The 14,809-nt window shown below is 70.3% G+C and carries 14 protein-coding genes; 4 read left to right on the top strand and 10 right to left on the bottom strand.

The window, feature by feature from the left end:
- The first annotated feature begins 198 nt into the window (after window positions 1-198).
- Window positions 199-1,515 carry a hypothetical protein gene (locus tag M1P99_RS09215; RefSeq protein ID WP_369696532.1) on the top strand — a complete coding sequence of 439 codons (1,317 nt, stop codon included), beginning with the start codon at window positions 199-201 and terminating at the stop codon, window positions 1,513-1,515.
- A gap of 294 nt (window positions 1,516-1,809) precedes the next feature.
- Here the strand turns inward: M1P99_RS09215 and bldC are convergent, their stop codons facing one another.
- Both bldC and M1P99_RS09205 read right to left on the bottom strand, forming a co-directional pair.
- Window positions 1,810-2,013, bottom strand: coding sequence for a developmental transcriptional regulator BldC (gene bldC, locus M1P99_RS09210; protein ID WP_013155387.1), 204 nt, complete (start codon window positions 2,011-2,013; stop codon window positions 1,810-1,812).
- 705 nt (window positions 2,014-2,718) lie between these two features.
- Window positions 2,719-3,552, bottom strand: a complete 834-nt coding sequence (locus tag M1P99_RS09205; RefSeq protein ID WP_304452234.1) for a hypothetical protein — start codon at window positions 3,550-3,552, stop codon at window positions 2,719-2,721.
- Window positions 3,553-3,803: 251 nt separating this feature from the next.
- Between M1P99_RS09205 and M1P99_RS09200 the strand changes: the two genes are divergently transcribed.
- Window positions 3,804-4,031 carry a DUF3073 domain-containing protein gene (locus M1P99_RS09200; RefSeq protein WP_179825067.1) on the top strand — a complete coding sequence of 76 codons (228 nt, stop codon included), beginning with the start codon at window positions 3,804-3,806 and terminating at the stop codon, window positions 4,029-4,031.
- 215 nt (window positions 4,032-4,246) lie between these two features.
- Here the strand turns inward: M1P99_RS09200 and purM are convergent, their stop codons facing one another.
- From purM to M1P99_RS09185, 3 genes are all read right to left on the bottom strand, one after another.
- A complete protein-coding gene (purM, locus tag M1P99_RS09195) occupies window positions 4,247-5,311 on the bottom strand; it encodes a phosphoribosylformylglycinamidine cyclo-ligase (protein WP_304452233.1) in 1,065 nt (354 codons plus the stop codon).
- Window positions 5,312-5,429: 118 nt separating this feature from the next.
- Window positions 5,430-6,923, bottom strand: a complete 1,494-nt coding sequence (gene purF / locus M1P99_RS09190; RefSeq protein ID WP_304452232.1) for an amidophosphoribosyltransferase — start codon at window positions 6,921-6,923, stop codon at window positions 5,430-5,432.
- 9 nt (window positions 6,924-6,932) lie between these two features.
- Window positions 6,933-7,397, bottom strand: a complete 465-nt coding sequence (locus tag M1P99_RS09185; RefSeq protein ID WP_304455640.1) for a sterol carrier family protein — start codon at window positions 7,395-7,397, stop codon at window positions 6,933-6,935.
- 586 nt (window positions 7,398-7,983) lie between these two features.
- Here M1P99_RS09185 and M1P99_RS09180 point away from each other — a divergent pair.
- Window positions 7,984-8,601, top strand: coding sequence for a DUF47 domain-containing protein (locus M1P99_RS09180; RefSeq protein WP_053616805.1), 618 nt, complete (start codon window positions 7,984-7,986; stop codon window positions 8,599-8,601).
- Window positions 8,602-8,622: 21 nt separating this feature from the next.
- Window positions 8,623-9,411: a GIDE domain-containing protein gene (locus tag M1P99_RS09175; RefSeq protein ID WP_304452231.1), complete on the top strand. Its 789-nt coding sequence runs from the start codon at window positions 8,623-8,625 to the stop codon at window positions 9,409-9,411.
- Between the two features lie 17 nt (window positions 9,412-9,428).
- Here the strand turns inward: M1P99_RS09175 and M1P99_RS09170 are convergent, their stop codons facing one another.
- From M1P99_RS09170 to mshD, 5 genes are all read right to left on the bottom strand, one after another.
- Window positions 9,429-10,391: a nucleoside hydrolase gene (locus M1P99_RS09170; RefSeq protein ID WP_304452230.1), complete on the bottom strand. Its 963-nt coding sequence runs from the start codon at window positions 10,389-10,391 to the stop codon at window positions 9,429-9,431.
- 124 nt (window positions 10,392-10,515) lie between these two features.
- Window positions 10,516-11,295, bottom strand: coding sequence for a phosphate ABC transporter ATP-binding protein PstB (gene pstB, locus M1P99_RS09165; protein WP_304452229.1), 780 nt, complete (start codon window positions 11,293-11,295; stop codon window positions 10,516-10,518).
- A 50-nt stretch (window positions 11,296-11,345) separates the two neighbouring features.
- Entirely contained in the window at window positions 11,346-12,425 is a 1,080-nt protein-coding gene (gene pstA / locus M1P99_RS09160) for a phosphate ABC transporter permease PstA (RefSeq protein ID WP_304452228.1), read from the bottom strand.
- Entirely contained in the window at window positions 12,425-13,390 is a 966-nt protein-coding gene (pstC, locus tag M1P99_RS09155) for a phosphate ABC transporter permease subunit PstC (protein WP_304452227.1), read from the bottom strand. The genes pstA and pstC overlap by 1 nt, the downstream gene beginning before the upstream one ends.
- 345 nt (window positions 13,391-13,735) lie before the next feature.
- Window positions 13,736-14,704, bottom strand: a complete 969-nt coding sequence (gene mshD / locus M1P99_RS09150; protein ID WP_304452226.1) for a mycothiol synthase — start codon at window positions 14,702-14,704, stop codon at window positions 13,736-13,738.
- Window positions 14,705-14,809 lie beyond the last annotated feature (105 nt).

Below are 14,809 nucleotides of genomic sequence, written 5' to 3'. Positions count from 1 at the left end.
GGAACGCGCATCGGGGCAGCACCGAACGGGCCCGCTTCCCGTGCGGTGGCCCACGGACTAGGCTCGCCGTGGGGCACTCCGGTACCCCGACGGTCCGGACGGCCGCACCGGGAGGAGAACCCCTCCCGTTCCCCGGCCACCGCGCACGGCAGGAGCATGCCGACCGGACCATCCCCCAGATGCAACAGGAGCGAAGTGGTGACCCCCCACAGACCGTCCGCCCGCAGCCTCCTCGCCGGAGGCACCCTGTTCATGGCCCTGGGTGCGCTCGGCGCCGTGTCCGCGGTCCCCGCCTCCGCCTCCGCCGCCCCGCTCGTCTGGGGGCACGCCCAGTCCTGGGTGGCCGACGGCGACCTCGTCACCGGCTACTCCACCGTCATCGGCTTCGGTGGGGACACCGAGGAGACCGTCTCGGCGGAGACCCTCTTCGGGCCACTGGCCGACTACGCCTCGGTGCGTGGTGAGAGCAGGGCCGTGGTCGACGGCGACGGCGCGAGCGCCCGGTCCACCGTGGACTCGGCGACGGTCCGGCTCGGCGTGCACGATCTCGCCGCTCTCGGCCTGCTCGACCTCCCGGACGGCGCGGCGCGGCCGTCCGCGAGCCCCAGCGCGCGGGAGAGCCCCGCACCGGCCCTGGCCTCGGACGCCGCGAGCGACGCGGAACGCGATCCCGGAACCGGCCCCGGCACCGAGGGCGGTACCCGAGGCGACGCCGACGGTCCGGTCATCGCGCAGGAGAGCGGGCCGGAGCCCGAGGCCCCGGAGGAGGGCGAGGCCCTGAGGGAACCCTCCGCCTCACCTTCCGCCTCGCCCCCGGCGGAGTCGGCTCCGCCCAGCGCCTCCCCGAGCGACGGCGGCGGCCCCCGGGGCACCGACGACGATGTCGTCGTCCTGGACGAGAGCAACTCCCGGACCACCTCCGGGAGCGAGAACACGGTCGAGATCACGCTGTCGGACGTGACCGGCACCGCGGACGCCGAGTTCGACGGCACGACGGAGGCCTCCCTCGAACACGGGGACCTGACCGCGTTCGGGGTCCCGGTCGGGCCGGTGGACGCCACCGGCGTCACCGTGGACGACACCCTGGAGGTCTTCGGCGAGGACGGCGAGGTCCTGGAGACCGTGCCCGTCAGCGTGCGGTTCGAGGCCATGGAGGCGACCTTCGACGACGAGGACCAGGACTGGGCGGGAGAGGGCGTGCGTACCGCGCTGACCGTGTGGATCCAGGTCGGTGAGGACGAGGAGGACGTGCTCGGCGTGGACTTCGCCGACGCCTGGGCGCTGGGGTCCACCTTCGGGGAGACCGTCGGATCACCGGTCCCCACGGACCGGGACACCGATCCGGCCCCGAGTCCCACCACTCCGCCGGCCGCGACCGACAACCGGCTGGCGACGACCGGAAGCTCGCTGGCGGCCCTGGTGACCGCGGCCGTGGTGGCGGTCGGCGGAGGTGCGGCCGCGACCTTCCTGGCCCGCAAGCGCACCACCGCGCTCGACGACCAGATCGAGGACTAGGGTGTGTGGCGGATGCCCGCTGTTGGGCGAGTATCCGCCTGCCACGGCCTGGGATCGGTCCCGGTGCCGGTGGGCGGGAACCGTGATCGTGGAGAGTGGAACACTCTTCGTTGTCACGAAGTGACGGGGAGTAAACGCACAGGGCGGGTCTTCCTGCCTGGAAGACCCGCCCTCGCGCTGCTCTGGCCGACTTTCACCCGGGCCTCTCCGCCCGGCCTCGCGCCGCCCGAACTTCGTTGTTTCAGCCGGAGTGCGTCCGGCCGTTCCCCCCGGAATCGGCACAGACCGGGGAGATCACTCCGTACGCTGGCTGGGGATTCCGGCAAGCAGGGCGCGGACCTCAGTCTCACGGTAGCGGCGGTGTCCGCCCAAGGTGCGGATCGAGGTCAGCTTGCCCGCCTTGGCCCAGCGTGTCACGGTCTTGGGGTCCACACGGAACATGGTGGCAACCTCGGCGGGGGTCAACAGGGGCTCCGCCTCGGGCGTGCGAGTTGACATGTGTACGGCCTCTCCTCCTGGATCTGTGTGCCGATCCTTGAGCCTTCATCCTGGCACTTGACCCGGATGTCCAATATTTCCTCTAGGTCTATATTGGCATCACCCGAGGTGATTGTGCGACCACTCCAAGCAACTTTGCACGTGGGAGGCCAAAGAAAGCCGCCCGTGGCCGCGTCACGCTAAGTGATTCTAGCGACACGTTTAGTGGCATGTGGCGTATTCGGTCAAAACTTCGTTCTCGGGCCTCGTTTTTCTCGATGCGGAGAGTCCGAAGTGCTACGAGAGCTTGACCGAAACCCCTCCTCTGAGGGCCGGCATCGGTGCCGGATCTCCTGGTCAGTTGCGGTGCGAGGGGAGGAGGGGCGGGATGTCGGGCGGGAGTCCCGCTGGTTCGGGGTGGCGGTCGGGGTCACGCGGATCCCCGGCGTGGCAAGGGTTTCGTCGTGACGCAGAGTGCAGTACGTGATCGGTCGGTCACAGTCTAGGCCGATCCCTATCGGGCGTTATGCCCAGTTTCACGATGCTTGATGTCGTGCACCGCCGGCGTCCGGACTCGCACCGTTGTCACGTGCGGAAAGTCCGCGGACGAACCCGAAGAAACCTGGTGTACCAGGTTGTGCCACGGCGTGGCGCACCGTCGGCCGCGCGGATTTTTCACGACAGTCGCCCCCCAGTGTCCGCGAAATCCTGGTGAACCGATGACCCTCAGTTGGCGTGCTCCAGGGCGCGCACAGACCTCCAGCGCCGCGTGATGCGCCGGCGCAGCGTCGTGACGGTCTCGGTGTCGCCCTTGGCCAGCGCCTCGACGGCGGCCGAGACCTCGCCCACGGAGTGGTCGTTACTGAGGTGCTCGTCACTGAGCAGGTGGGGGAGTCCGCCGTAGTCCAGCTCCAGGAGCGAGTTCGGATGCGCGGTCAGAGACAGCCAGTCGACCAGTTGCTCGGTCGACGCCGACACCGCGTGCGTGCCGAGGTGCTCCCGCAGAACCGCCACCGTGTGCTCCAGGCGCCGTCTGGCCATGGAGGTCCGCGTCAGGTACAGGAGCGTCCGGGTGGAGTTGGCCGACAGCACCAGGCACCGCTCGCGTTCCTCGAAGGGCACGAACCACGCGACGGGGATGGTCCAGTTGCTCGACAGGATGCCGGGGCGTACCTGGGCCCCCGACCCCTTCCACTCCTCGTAGTCCCCCTCGACCCGCTCCGCCTCGGCGACGGGCACGAAGGCCTCGCTGACCGACACCGGCGTCGTGTTCGTGAACTCGGTGAAGGCGCGCCAGGAGCGGAGCCTGGTCTGCCACGGGCACACGTACAGGCGCTCGTTGACCCGGCGCAGGTAGGCGTCCCCGCTCTCCTGCGCCGGGGCCACCACGGGCGGGGTCCCGATGAGTCGGTGCAGGCTCGCGGTGTGCTCGGCGGACAGCGCGTTGATCCTGCGGGGCCGCTCCGAGGACATGGAGTACTCCTCCCAGTACCGACGGTCGCGTACCGGGAAGGCATCGAGCGGCTGGTAGACGCGAAGGTAGGCGGTGTAGGGCAGCACGATCGCATCGTGGCACATAATGTGGTGGGTGGCACCCACCGAAATTCCCCCGCCCGCGCGCGAGGTCGGTCGCGGACCACACCCGTCACACCCGGGTGGCGTAGGCACGGCGGTGCCCGACCAGGTACGGTTGTACGTGTACGTAAGCTGGCGCCTGTCGTCAGTCGCGTTTGACGGCCGTCAGCCCGTGACTGCGGGTTAGTAAGTGATCTGGGGTTCGTCGGAACCCAATCGTTGAGGGGGTCGAGCCAATGGGGCGCGGCCGAGCCAAGGCCAAGCAGCAGAAGGTCGCCCGGAAGCTCAAGTACAGCTCCGGCGGGACCGACCTTGATCGGCTGCGGTCGGAGCTGGGTGTCGCTGAGGACGAGGGGTCTCCCTCCGGGCCGTCGGGTCCGGACGACTCCTATGGAGATCCTCAGGACGATCTGGTCGACCGTTACGCGGATCTAGCCGACAAGTACTCGGATTCCGACAAGTAGCAGCCGTCGGTCGGGTACTGGACAGGTCGCTCGGACAACAACCGCTGACCTGTGACACCCGCTGACTCACCCGAGACAGCGGCAAGCAGGTGGATATAGCCGGTGCGAACCACGCGAGTGGTTCGCACCGGCTATGTTCGCGCCTCCCACCAGTGCGCCCTGGGCACGATGGAGGGAGGGGCGTCCACAGCGGACGCGTCCGGCGTCGTGCTTCGTCACGCGTCGGGGTGGTCGCCGGTCAGGTTCGCCTGGCCGGCACCGGGCACCACCTCTCCGAGCCGCCACGCGGTGACACCGCGATCGGCGAGCACGGACAGGGCGCGTTCGGCGTCGTCCGCCGCGACGACCGCCACCATCCCCACGCCCATGTTGAAGGTGGCCTCCATGTCCTCGCGGGCCACGTTCCCCTGCTCCGCCATGTAGCGGAACACGGGAGCCGGCGTCCAGGTCGAGCGGTCCAGACGCGCGTCCACGTGGTCGGGCAGGGAACGCGACAGGTTCGCGGCCAGGCCGCCGCCGGTCACGTGCGAGTAGGCGTGCACCTCCACCTCCGCGGTGAGGGCCACGCAGTCCTTGGCGTACACGCGGGTCGGCGTGAGCAGGACCTCGCCCAGGACACCGTCCAACTCGGGGACGTGCGCGTGCAGGTCGAGCCCGGCCCGGTCCACGATGTGGCGGATCAGTGAGTAGCCGTTGGAGTGCGGTCCCGACGAGGCCATCGCGATGACCGCGTCGCCCTCGCGTACCCGGTCCGGTCCCAGGATGGCGTCGCCCTCCACCACACCGGTGCCGGCGCCCGCCAGGTCGTACTCGTCCGGCTCCATCGCGCCCGGGTGCTCGGCGGTCTCGCCGCCGATCAGCGCGCAGCCGGCCTGGGCGCAGCCCTCCGCGATCCCGCCGACGATCTCGGCGATCCGCTCGGGGACGACGGACCCGCAGGCCACGTAGTCGGTCATGAACAGCGGTTCGGCGCCGCTGACGACGAGGTCGTCGACGACCATCCCCACCAGGTCGATGCCGATGGTGTCGTGCTTGTCCATCGTCTGGGCGAGCATCACCTTGGTGCCCACGCCGTCGGTGGAGGTCGCCAGGACGGGGTCCTTGTACTTGGCCGTGTCCAGGCGGAACAGGCCGGCGAAGCCGCTGGCGTCGGTGACCTGTTCGGGCCGTCGGGTCCGCGCGACATGGCGCTTCATCAAGTCGACGGCGCGCTCACCGGCGGCGATGTCGACGCCCGCGGCCGCGTACGCGCCCGTCGCCCCTGTGCTGTCGGCTGCCACGCGAGTTCTCCTCGTGCTGTGTTCGGGTGGTGGTACGGGCCCGGTGCTCCCCTCCCAGGGCACGCCGGAGCCCGGACGCGGCGGACCGGCGTCGCGCGCCGCTCCGCCGCACGGCTCGTTACTTGGTGGCCAGCTTCGCGTCCTTGGGCGTGCCGCAGGACTTCTCCAGCAGGAACTTGCCCCGGGAGTCGGCGTCGACCTCGATCGGGTACACGCCGTCGAAGCAGGCCCGGCAGAGCTCGTTCTTGGGCACCTCGGAGGCGGCGATGAGCTCGTCCAGGTCCACGTAGGCCAGGGAGTCGGCGTTCACCGACTCCGCGATCTCGTCCACGGACAGGTTCGCGGCGATGAGCTCGGCCCGGGTGGCGAAGTCGATGCCGTAGTAGCAGGGCCACAGGACGGGCGGGCTGGAGATGCGCACGTGCACCTCGGCGGCCCCCGCGTCGCGCAGCATCCGCACCAGGGCGCGCTGGGTGTTGCCGCGCACGATCGAGTCGTCCACGACCACCAGGCGGCGGCCCTGGATGACCTCGCGCAGCGGGTTCAGCTTGAGCCGGATGCCCAGCTGGCGCAGGGTCTGGCTGGGCTGGATGAAGGTGCGTCCGACGTAGGAGTTCTTCACCAGGCCCTGGGCGAACGGGATGCCGCTGGCCTCGGCGTAGCCGACCGCGGCGGGAGTGCCGGACTCGGGCACGGGGATGACCAGGTCGGCTTCCACCGGGTGCTGCTTGGCCAGGCGGCGGCCGACCTCCACCCGGGTGGAGTTGACGTTGCGCCCGGCGATGGTGGTGTCGGGGCGTGCGAGGTAGACGTACTCGAACAGGCAGCCCTTGCGCTGGGCGGGGGCGAAGCGCTGCGAGCGCACACCGCGCTCGTCGATGGTGAGCAGCTCACCCGGCTCGATCTCGCGGACCATGGTCGCGCCCACGATGTCCAGGGCGGCGGTCTCGCTGGCGACGACCCAGCCGCCGGCTCCGGAGGTCTCGCCCAGGCGGCCCAGCACGAACGGGCGGATGCCCTGCGGGTCGCGCGCGGCGTAGAGGGTGTGCTCGTCCATGAACACCAGGGAGAAGGCCCCCTGGACCTTGGGCAGGAGCTCGCGGGCCGCCTGCTCCATGCTGCGTCCCTCGCCGTTGGCGTAGTCCGCCAGCAGGTTGGTGAGCACCTCGGTGTCCGTGGTGGCGCCTCGGCGCGAGTCCGGCAGCATGGCGGCCAGTTCGGGCGTGTTGATCAGGTTGCCGTTGTGGCCGAGCGCCAGACCCCCCTCTCGCGCGGAGTAGAAGGTGGGCTGCGCGTTCTCCCACACCGGCGAACCGGTCGTGGAGTAGCGGCAGTGGCCGATCGCGAGGTCGCCGCGCAGGGAGTCCAGGGTCGCCTCGTTGAAGACCTGGGAGACGAGTCCCATGTCCTTGTAGACGACGATCCTTTCCCCGTCGCTCAGTGCGATGCCCGCGGATTCCTGACCGCGGTGTTGCAGCGCGTAGAGGCCGAAGTAGGTGAGCTTGCTGACTTCTTCGCCGGGAGCCCAGACACCGAATACACCGCAGGCGTCCTGCGGGCCGCGTTCGAGCGGATCGTGGTCCATGGAGAGCCGGCCGTCGGAGTACGACACACCCACAGCTTAGTGCCTGGTCCCCGGGTCGGGACCACCCGGGGGATGATCCGACCATAAAGGGAGGAGTTCGGACAGGTCGGAGCGGGCTCCGCTGGCCTGGACGCGGTGCTCGGAGAGGGCCTCGTCCCAGGTGGTCCGGCCGGTCGCCAACCGCAGCCACGTCGGGGGATCGGTCTCCACGACGCCGGGCGGCGTCCCCCGCGTGTGCCGGGGTCCCTCGACCGCCTGGACGGCTCCGTACGGCGGCACGCGGACCTCCAGGCTGTTACCGGGAGCACGGTCGGCGAGGACGGCCAGGGTGGCGCGCACGGCGGCCTTGACCGCGGGCCGCAGGGGCTCGGGGGAGCGCAGCACGGCCAGGGCGCAGGCGGCCGCGGCCTCCTCGTCCCCGCCCTGGAAGGGCGGTTCGCCGAGCGCGTCGAGCTGGTCGTCCAGGGCGGTGCGCAGGCGGCGCACCGCGCTCGCGGTCATCCCGGAGGGCGTACCGCGCCGGAGGCGCCCGTTGGGGGTCCGCTCCGCCGCGGAGCCGTCCTCGGGCGGTGGTGAGTGACGGGAGGCCATGGGGGAACTCTAGGCCGCCTGGCGGAGTGGCGTCTCTCACCCCGCCTCGTGGTCGGCGCGGTCACGGAAACGGCCTTCGCAGGTGGAGTGGTGTCCAGGATCACGGGCCGCGAACGATCGGGTTAACTCGACTGGGACTTGTCATTGCGAGTGAATGGACCGAAGGTGGACATCGGGCGGATCGTGCCGACCGGTCCTACCTTGTCCGCACGATTGGGTGATTCCTGTCTCAGCGCACCGGTGGCCAGCGCGGGCGCGAGACGGTAGCGTCCCGAAGCGTCCCGGTGTTGTTGAGATTGGGAGGATTGCGATGGAACCCGTGTGCCATCGAGTTCCGCGCACGGACATCGACAGATGAACAAGGGGTGACCCGGCGCGGAGTGCCCCGTTCCCCCTCGGGGTAGAAGCCGTGCCGCCTCGTGCTGTCGAGCTGGTCCAGCTGGTCAGCGCCCTTAACATCCACCAAGGAAGACCACCGCACCATCGGGAGAACGACGTGCGCCTGCGCTTGCGCCCGCGTGATGACAGTTACTACGAGATGTTCACCGACTCGGCGAACAACCTGGTCATCGCGGCCCGCCTGCTGGTGGAGCTGATGAGCGACGGGGCCGACCGAGAGGCCATCACCGAGAAGATGCGAGCCTGCGAGCACGCGGGCGATGACGCGACCCACGCCATCATGCGTCGGCTCAACAAGAGCTCGGCACCTCCCATCCACCGGGAGGACATCTACCGCCTCGCCTCGAACCTGGACGACGTCATGGACTCCATGGAGGCCGCCGTCGACCTGATCGGGCTGTACGGGCTGGAGCGGTTGCCCAAGGGCATCATCGACCAGATCGAGGTGCTCGAACGCGCCGCCGAGCTCACGGCCGAGGCGATGCCCCGGCTCCGGACCCTCCAGGACCTCACCCGGTACTGGATCGAGATCAACCAGCTGGAGAACCAGGCCGACCGCATCTACCGCAAGCTCCTGGCCCGCCTGTTCGGCGGAGAGTACGACGCGCTGACCGTGCTCAAGCTCAAGGACGTCATCGAGGAGCTGGAGACGGCCGCCGACGCCTTCGAGCACGTCGCCAACACCGTCGAGACGATCGTCGTCAAGAACAGCTGACCTCCCGCGATCGGAGACACCATGATCTGGATCGCGGTGGGGCTGGTCGTACTGATGCCAAGCGGTGTGTGCTGGTACCTGGCGAGACGGGCGGACCTCCGGGTCCGCCTGTTGAGGACGACCGGCCCCTCGACCGTCGCGGAGCTGGTGGAGTCGCGCCGGGAGTCGTGGGCAGAGGGACGTCGGGTCTTCCGGCAGCGGTGTGGGGTGACCGGCGTGGTGCGGTCACACGAGGACGGGACGCTCACCTCAGAACACGGCCGGATCGAGTGCGTTTGGCACAAGCACAAGGTCACCGAGACGTTCCTCAAAGTGAGGGCGGACGCGGAACTGCACGGCTGGAACCCGATCGAAGCCGGAATGACGACGGTGGCCCTGCAGACCACGGACGCCGCCTTTCTTCTGGAGGACGATACGGGGCGACTGGTGATCCGGCCGGCCGGCCATGCCGTCGAGGGTGCTGAGAAAGCGGTCGACCGATACGTGGCGGTGCCGCCCGCAGAGGGGCTGACCTCTGTCCAGGAGGTCCTTCGGTACGGCGAACGCACGCACGGCCACCGGGAGGAGGAGTGGGTGGTTCGTGCCGGTACCAGGCTGTTCGTTCATGGTGAGGTCAGTGCCGAGGCCGAGGAGCCGCTCGTGATCAGCGCCCCGGCCGACGGGGGGCCGTTCGTCATGTCCGCCAGGTCCAGGGATCAGCTCCTACGCGAGGAGGACGGTAGACGACGGGCCTTCCGTGCGCTCGCAGGTGTCTTCACCGCGACCGGGGCGGTCCTTCTGGCGGTCGGCGCCGTCACGGCCTTCTACTGACGCCCGGGGCGCACCCGTCAGGGGGCGTGGGTGATCTCCCGGGCCGGGGTGGTGGGGGTGGCCAGAAGGCCCTTGAGGTAGGCGTGGAAGGCCTCCGCGTCGACCGCCTCCACCACCGTGGCGTTCGGCTCCAGACCGTGCACGCCCCACGACATCGCGGAGTAGCCGCGGGTCAGCTCGCCCGCGGTCTCCACGTCCACGTGGTAGCGGCCGGTCCGCAGGACCAGCTCGGGGTGGAGCAGCACGGCGGCGGTGAGGGAGTCGGGATGGGTGGTCCCGTCGATGCCCACACTGCGGTCGAACTCCAGCGTGGGTGCGCACACCCGCGTGAAGAAGTCGGACAGCGGCGTGCCCAGGGCGGCGATCCCGTCCAGCCGCTCCTGGCCGAACACCGCGTCGCGCAGCGTGAGCGGGTCCCACGGGATCACCGTGATCTCGAAGCCCGCCGCGAAGACGGCCTTGGCGGCCTCGGGGTCGACGTAGAAGTTGAACTCCGCGGCGGCCGTGATGTTGCCGCGCGCGTTGTTGGACCCGCCCATCACGTAGAGAGCGCCGACGTTGCGGACGAAGGCGGGGTCCTTGGCCGCGGCCATCGCGATGTTGGTCAGCGGGCCGATCGCCACGATCGACAGCTCGCCCGGCCGCTCCGCGGCCAGGCGGATCAGCGTGTCCACCGCGTGCTCGGCTTCGGGCTCCAGCCCGGTCTGGTCCATGCGCAGTCCGCCGGAGCCGTCTCCGTGGACGTTCTCCGCGCTCACCCAGGGGCGCATGAGCGGCGCGCGGCAGCCGAGGTGGACCGGGACACCGCGTCCCGCCACGTTGAGCGTGAGGAAGGCGTTGCGCACCTGCTGGTCGAAGCCCACGTTCCCGGCGACCATGGTGACGGCGCGCAGGTCCGCCGCGGGGTCCAGCAGTCCCACCAGGAGGGCGACGCAGTCGTCCTGGGCGGTGTCGGTGTCGATCACCAGGGGCACGGGCATGGGGAGCTCCTCACGGTTCGATCCTTCCGAACCTACCGGAACACGGGCTCCGTCTCACCTCGGGCTCAGGGCTCTGAACAGGGCTGATCCGAAGCGGCCCCCGTCACCGGCCGCACACCCGTCTCTACCCGAAGCGGCCGGTGATGTAGTTCTCGGTCTCCTTCTGCTCCGGGCGGGTGAACATCTGGTTCGTCTCGCCCATCTCGATGAGCCGGCCGGGCTTGCCCGGCGCAGAGAGGTTGAAGAAGGCCGTGCGGTCGGACACACGCGCCGCCTGCTGCATGTTGTGCGTGACGATGACGATCGTGTAGTCCTCCTTCAGCTGGTGGATGAGGTCCTCGATCGCCAGCGTCGAGATCGGGTCCAGGGCCGAGCAGGGCTCGTCCATCAGCAGCACCGACGGCTTGACCGCCGTGGCGCGGGCGATGCACAGGCGCTGCTGCTGACCGCCGGACAGTCCGGCACCGGGCTTGTTCAGCCGCTCCTTGACCTCCTCCCACAGGTTCGCGCCCCGCAGCGAGCTCTCGACCAGGTCGTCGGCCTGCGCCTTGCTCATCCGCTTGTTGTTGAGCCTGGCGCCGGCGATGACGTTGTCGTAGATGGACATCGTCGGGAACGGGTTGGCCTTCTGGAAGACCATGCCGACCTCGCTGCGGACCATCACCGGGTCCACGTCGGGGCCGTAGATGTCCAGGTCGTCCAGGAGCACCTTGCCCTCGGCGCGAGCCCCCGGGGTGACCTCGTGCATCCGGTTGAGCGTGCGCAGGAAGGTGGACTTGCCGCAGCCGGACGAGCCGATGAACGCCGTCACCGATCGCGGTTCGATGGTCATCGACACGTCCTCGACGGCGAGGAAGTCGCCGTAGTAGACGTGGAGGCCGGAGACGTCGATTCTTTTCGCCACTGGATGGTTCCTCGTGAGTTCAGGTGCCGCGCGCGGAGCGTGGGCGGTGGTCAGCGGGACTTGGGCGCGAACAGTCGGCCGATGAGGCGGGCCAGGAAGAACAGCAGCATGACCGTCAGGATCAGGGTCAGCGCGGCGCCCCAGGCCCTCTCGTAGTTGACGGCGTCGCCCATGCGCACCTGGGAGTAGATGAAGACCGGGAGACTCATCATCTGGCCGTCGAACAGGTTCCAGTTGATCGACACCGCCGAGGAGCCCGCGGTGAGGACCAACGGCGCCGTCTCACCGATAACGCGCGCGATGGCGAGCATGATTCCGGTGGTCAGGCCCGCGGCGGACGTGGGCAGCACCACCTTGGTGATCGTGCGCCACTTGGGCACGCCCAGGGCGTAGGAGGCCTCGCGCAGGTCCCGGGGGACCAGCCGCAGCATCTCCTCGCTGGAGCGCACCACCACGGGGATCATCAGCACGGACAGCGAGATCGCGCCCGCCGCGCCGTTGGTGTGGCCCGGGCCGAACAGCATCATCCACAGCGCCACGACGAACAGTCCGGCGACGATGGACGGGATACCGGTCATGACGTCGACGAAGAACGTGATGACGCGCTTCATCCGGCCCTCGGCGTACTCGACGAGGTAGACGGCGCTCATCACGCCGACGGGCACCGCGATGAGCGTGGCCATGCCGGTGATCGCCAGCGTGCCGACGATCGCGTGGTAGACGCCGCCCGCGTCCATGCTCGGCAGGACGCCGTTCATCGACACGGTGAGGAAGTAGGCGTCGAACCGCGCCATGCCGTTCCGCGTCACGGTCCACAGGACCGACACCAGCGGCAGCATGGCCAGCAGGAAGCACCCGTAGACCAGGGCGGTGACCAGCCGGTCGGTGGCCTTGCGGCCGCCCTCCACCCGCGCGGACGCGGTCACGACGATGGCGGTGTAGGCCGCGGCGGTGAGCGTCGCCCACAGGGCGAACCCGAAGGAGGCGAAGGCCAGGAGGACCCCCGCGACGACCGCGGCGGTGGACGCCAGCAGGACGGCGGGGAAGCGGCGCGGAAGGGCGCCGCGGCGGAGCTCGAGCACGGCCCGGCTCGCCTCGGGCTCGGGGGGCTGCGTGGTCGTCGTGCTCATCAGGACTCCTTGCTGCCCCGCGCCACGATGTAGCGCGCGCCCATGTTGACGGCCAGGGTGATCGCGAACAGGACCAGGCCCGCGGCGATCAGCGCGGACACCCCGTACCCGGTCGCCTCCGGGTACTGGAGGGCGATGTGCGCGGCGATGGTCTGGTTGCCGCTCTGCAACAGGTGGAAGGACATCATCAGCGAGGGCGACAGGATCATGGCCACGGCCATGGTCTCGCCGAGCGCGCGCCCCATGCCGAGCATCGCGCCGCCGACGATCCCCGACTTGCCGAACGGCAGGACGGCCAGCCGGATCATCTCCCAGCGCGTCGCGCCCATCGCCAGGGCGGCCTCGCGGTGCCCCTGGGGCACCTGGTGGAAGACGTCGCGCGACATCGCGGTGATGATCGGCAGGATCATCACCGCGAGGACGATGCCGGCGGTGAGCATGGTGCGCGCGGAGGTGGAGGCGGGCCCGGCGAAGAGCGGGATCCAGCCCAGGTGCTCGGCCAGCCCCTGGTAGACGGGGACGAGCTGCGGGGCCAGGAAGCCGATGCCCCACAGGCCGTAGACGACGCTGGGGATCGCGGCGAGCAGGTCCACCAGGTACCCGAGCAGGGACGCGAGCTTGCGCGGGGCGTAGTAGACGATGAACAGCGCGATCCCGATGGCGACGGGAGTGGCCAGGGCCAGGGCGATGGCGGCGGCCAGAACCGTGCCGAACGCCAGCATGCCGACGCCGAAGGCGGGCGACTCCCGGTCGTTGGCCTCCCACACGTCCGACGTGAGGAAGTTCGCCGTGTTCGCGGCCAGGGAGGGCCAGGCCTGGATGATCAGGAACGCGGCGACTCCGGCGAGGATCGCGAGGATCAGCAGGCCCGAGGCCTGGGCGAGCCCGGCGAAGGCGGTGTCACCGATCCGGCGCCGGCCCGCGGGCGGCCGTGGGGCCGCCTCAGGCGCGTCCGTGGTCGTCATGGGTGCTCCGGTTCGGGTTCGGGGCGGTTCGCCCGGTACGAACGGGTTCGTCCGCGCGTGCCGAGTCTCGGCGCGTGATGATTCCGGTGGGACCGGCTGGCTCCGGTGCGCATTCTGCCTGCCGGATGCCACCGTGACGCGGATGTGGCCGGTGGGCGTCCAACGTGTCACGGCCACGGCGCGCCATGGCCGTGCCGCACCGAATGTGAAGGTAGGCGGGTTAGGTGACCAGTTGTCCCAGGGAAGGTGAACGGAAGATGAACGAGAAATCGCACTACCGTGGCGGACGGTGGTTGCTCCGGTTAATGTGACGATCCGCACGTCACCGGAGGGGCCCCTTCCCGCTCAGTCGCCGGGTGCGTACATCACGTCGGTGTCCCACATCCCGAAGCCGAGCGACTCGTAGAGGCGCACCGCCGCCTCGTTGTCACCGTCGACGTACAGGTGCACCCAGGGCAGCCCGGCGTCCCGCAGGTGGCGCAGGCCGGCCAGCGTGAGCGCGCGGCCCAGCCCGCTGCCCTGCCACGCGGGGTCCACGCCCACCACGTACACCTCGCCGACCGGCTCGGAGTCGGAGAGCCCCGCGCCGTCCTGGTGGACCTTGGTCCAGTGGAACGCGGCGACCGAGCCGTCGGCGGTGGCCGCGAGGAAGAAGCCGTGCGGGTCGAACCAGTCCTCCACCTCGCGCTGGAGGAGGTCGTCCAGGGTCAGCTGGCCCTGCTCGGGGTGGTCGGCGAAGGCACGGGCATTGGCGTCCAGCCACGCCTGCTCGTCCTGGCCTACCACGAACGGCCGCACGCGCACACGGGCGGCCACGTCCGGGCGCAGCTCGGGTTCGGGGAGCTCCGGAGCGGCCCAGGGCCCGCCCGGCGCGTCGGCGGGGACGTCGCGCAGGGGCATGCGCATCTTGTGGAGTTCACGGACCGGGCGCCAGCCGTCGGCGGCGGCCACGGCCGCGGCCTGGGGGGTCCGGCCGTGCGCCCACACGCGCACGCCGTGGGGGCCGGCGTCGGCGTGGACGGAGTGCAGCAGGGCCTTGCCGTGGCCGCGGCCGCGGTGGGCCGGGTCGACCACGATCTCGCCGGAGTCGGGCTCGCCTGCCACGCGCTCGACGAACGCGAAGCCGACGACGCGGCCGCCGGCGGAGATCGCGTGGAAGCGGCTGCTGCCGGAGGGGGCGCCGTGGCGCACGCGCAGGATGGTGTGCTCGGACAGCGGGGCGACGCCGTCCGCGCGTCGCGCGGCCTCGGCGAGTGCCAGGACGTCGTTGGCCGGCTCGCGGGCCAGGTCGTCGGTGACCAGCGGGGTACTCATGGGGCGAGATCCTACGTCCCCCGGGGTCCGGTGACACGCGCCAGGCCCCGCGTCGTGCCGTGCCCCGCGTCGTGCCGTGCCGTGCCGCGTGTGGTCCGGGCCGCG

The organism is Nocardiopsis sp. YSL2, from assembly GCF_030555055.1.
GTDB lineage: Bacteria > Actinomycetota > Actinomycetes > Streptosporangiales > Streptosporangiaceae > Nocardiopsis.
The sequence above is the reverse complement of the archived record's forward strand: the minus strand, read 5'-3'. Positions and strand labels throughout refer to the sequence as shown.

Bases quoted from the DNA above. Each gene is read 5' to 3' on its own strand.
- bldC (WP_013155387.1), bottom strand. From the start codon at position 2,013: ATGTCAACTCGCACGCCCGAGGCGGAGCCCCTGTTGACCCCCGCCGAG.
- M1P99_RS09200 (WP_179825067.1), top strand. From the start codon at position 3,804: ATGGGGCGCGGCCGAGCCAAGGCCAAGCAGCAGAAGGTCGCCCGGAAG.
- M1P99_RS09185 (WP_304455640.1), bottom strand. From the start codon at position 7,397: ATGACCGCGAGCGCGGTGCGCCGCCTGCGCACCGCCCTGGACGACCAG.
- M1P99_RS09175 (WP_304452231.1), top strand. From the start codon at position 8,623: ATGATCTGGATCGCGGTGGGGCTGGTCGTACTGATGCCAAGCGGTGTG.
- M1P99_RS09170 (WP_304452230.1), bottom strand. From the start codon at position 10,391: ATGCCCGTGCCCCTGGTGATCGACACCGACACCGCCCAGGACGACTGC.
- pstA (WP_304452228.1), bottom strand. From the start codon at position 12,425: ATGAGCACGACGACCACGCAGCCCCCCGAGCCCGAGGCGAGCCGGGCC.
- pstC (WP_304452227.1), bottom strand. From the start codon at position 13,390: ATGACGACCACGGACGCGCCTGAGGCGGCCCCACGGCCGCCCGCGGGC.
- mshD (WP_304452226.1), bottom strand. From the start codon at position 14,704: ATGAGTACCCCGCTGGTCACCGACGACCTGGCCCGCGAGCCGGCCAAC.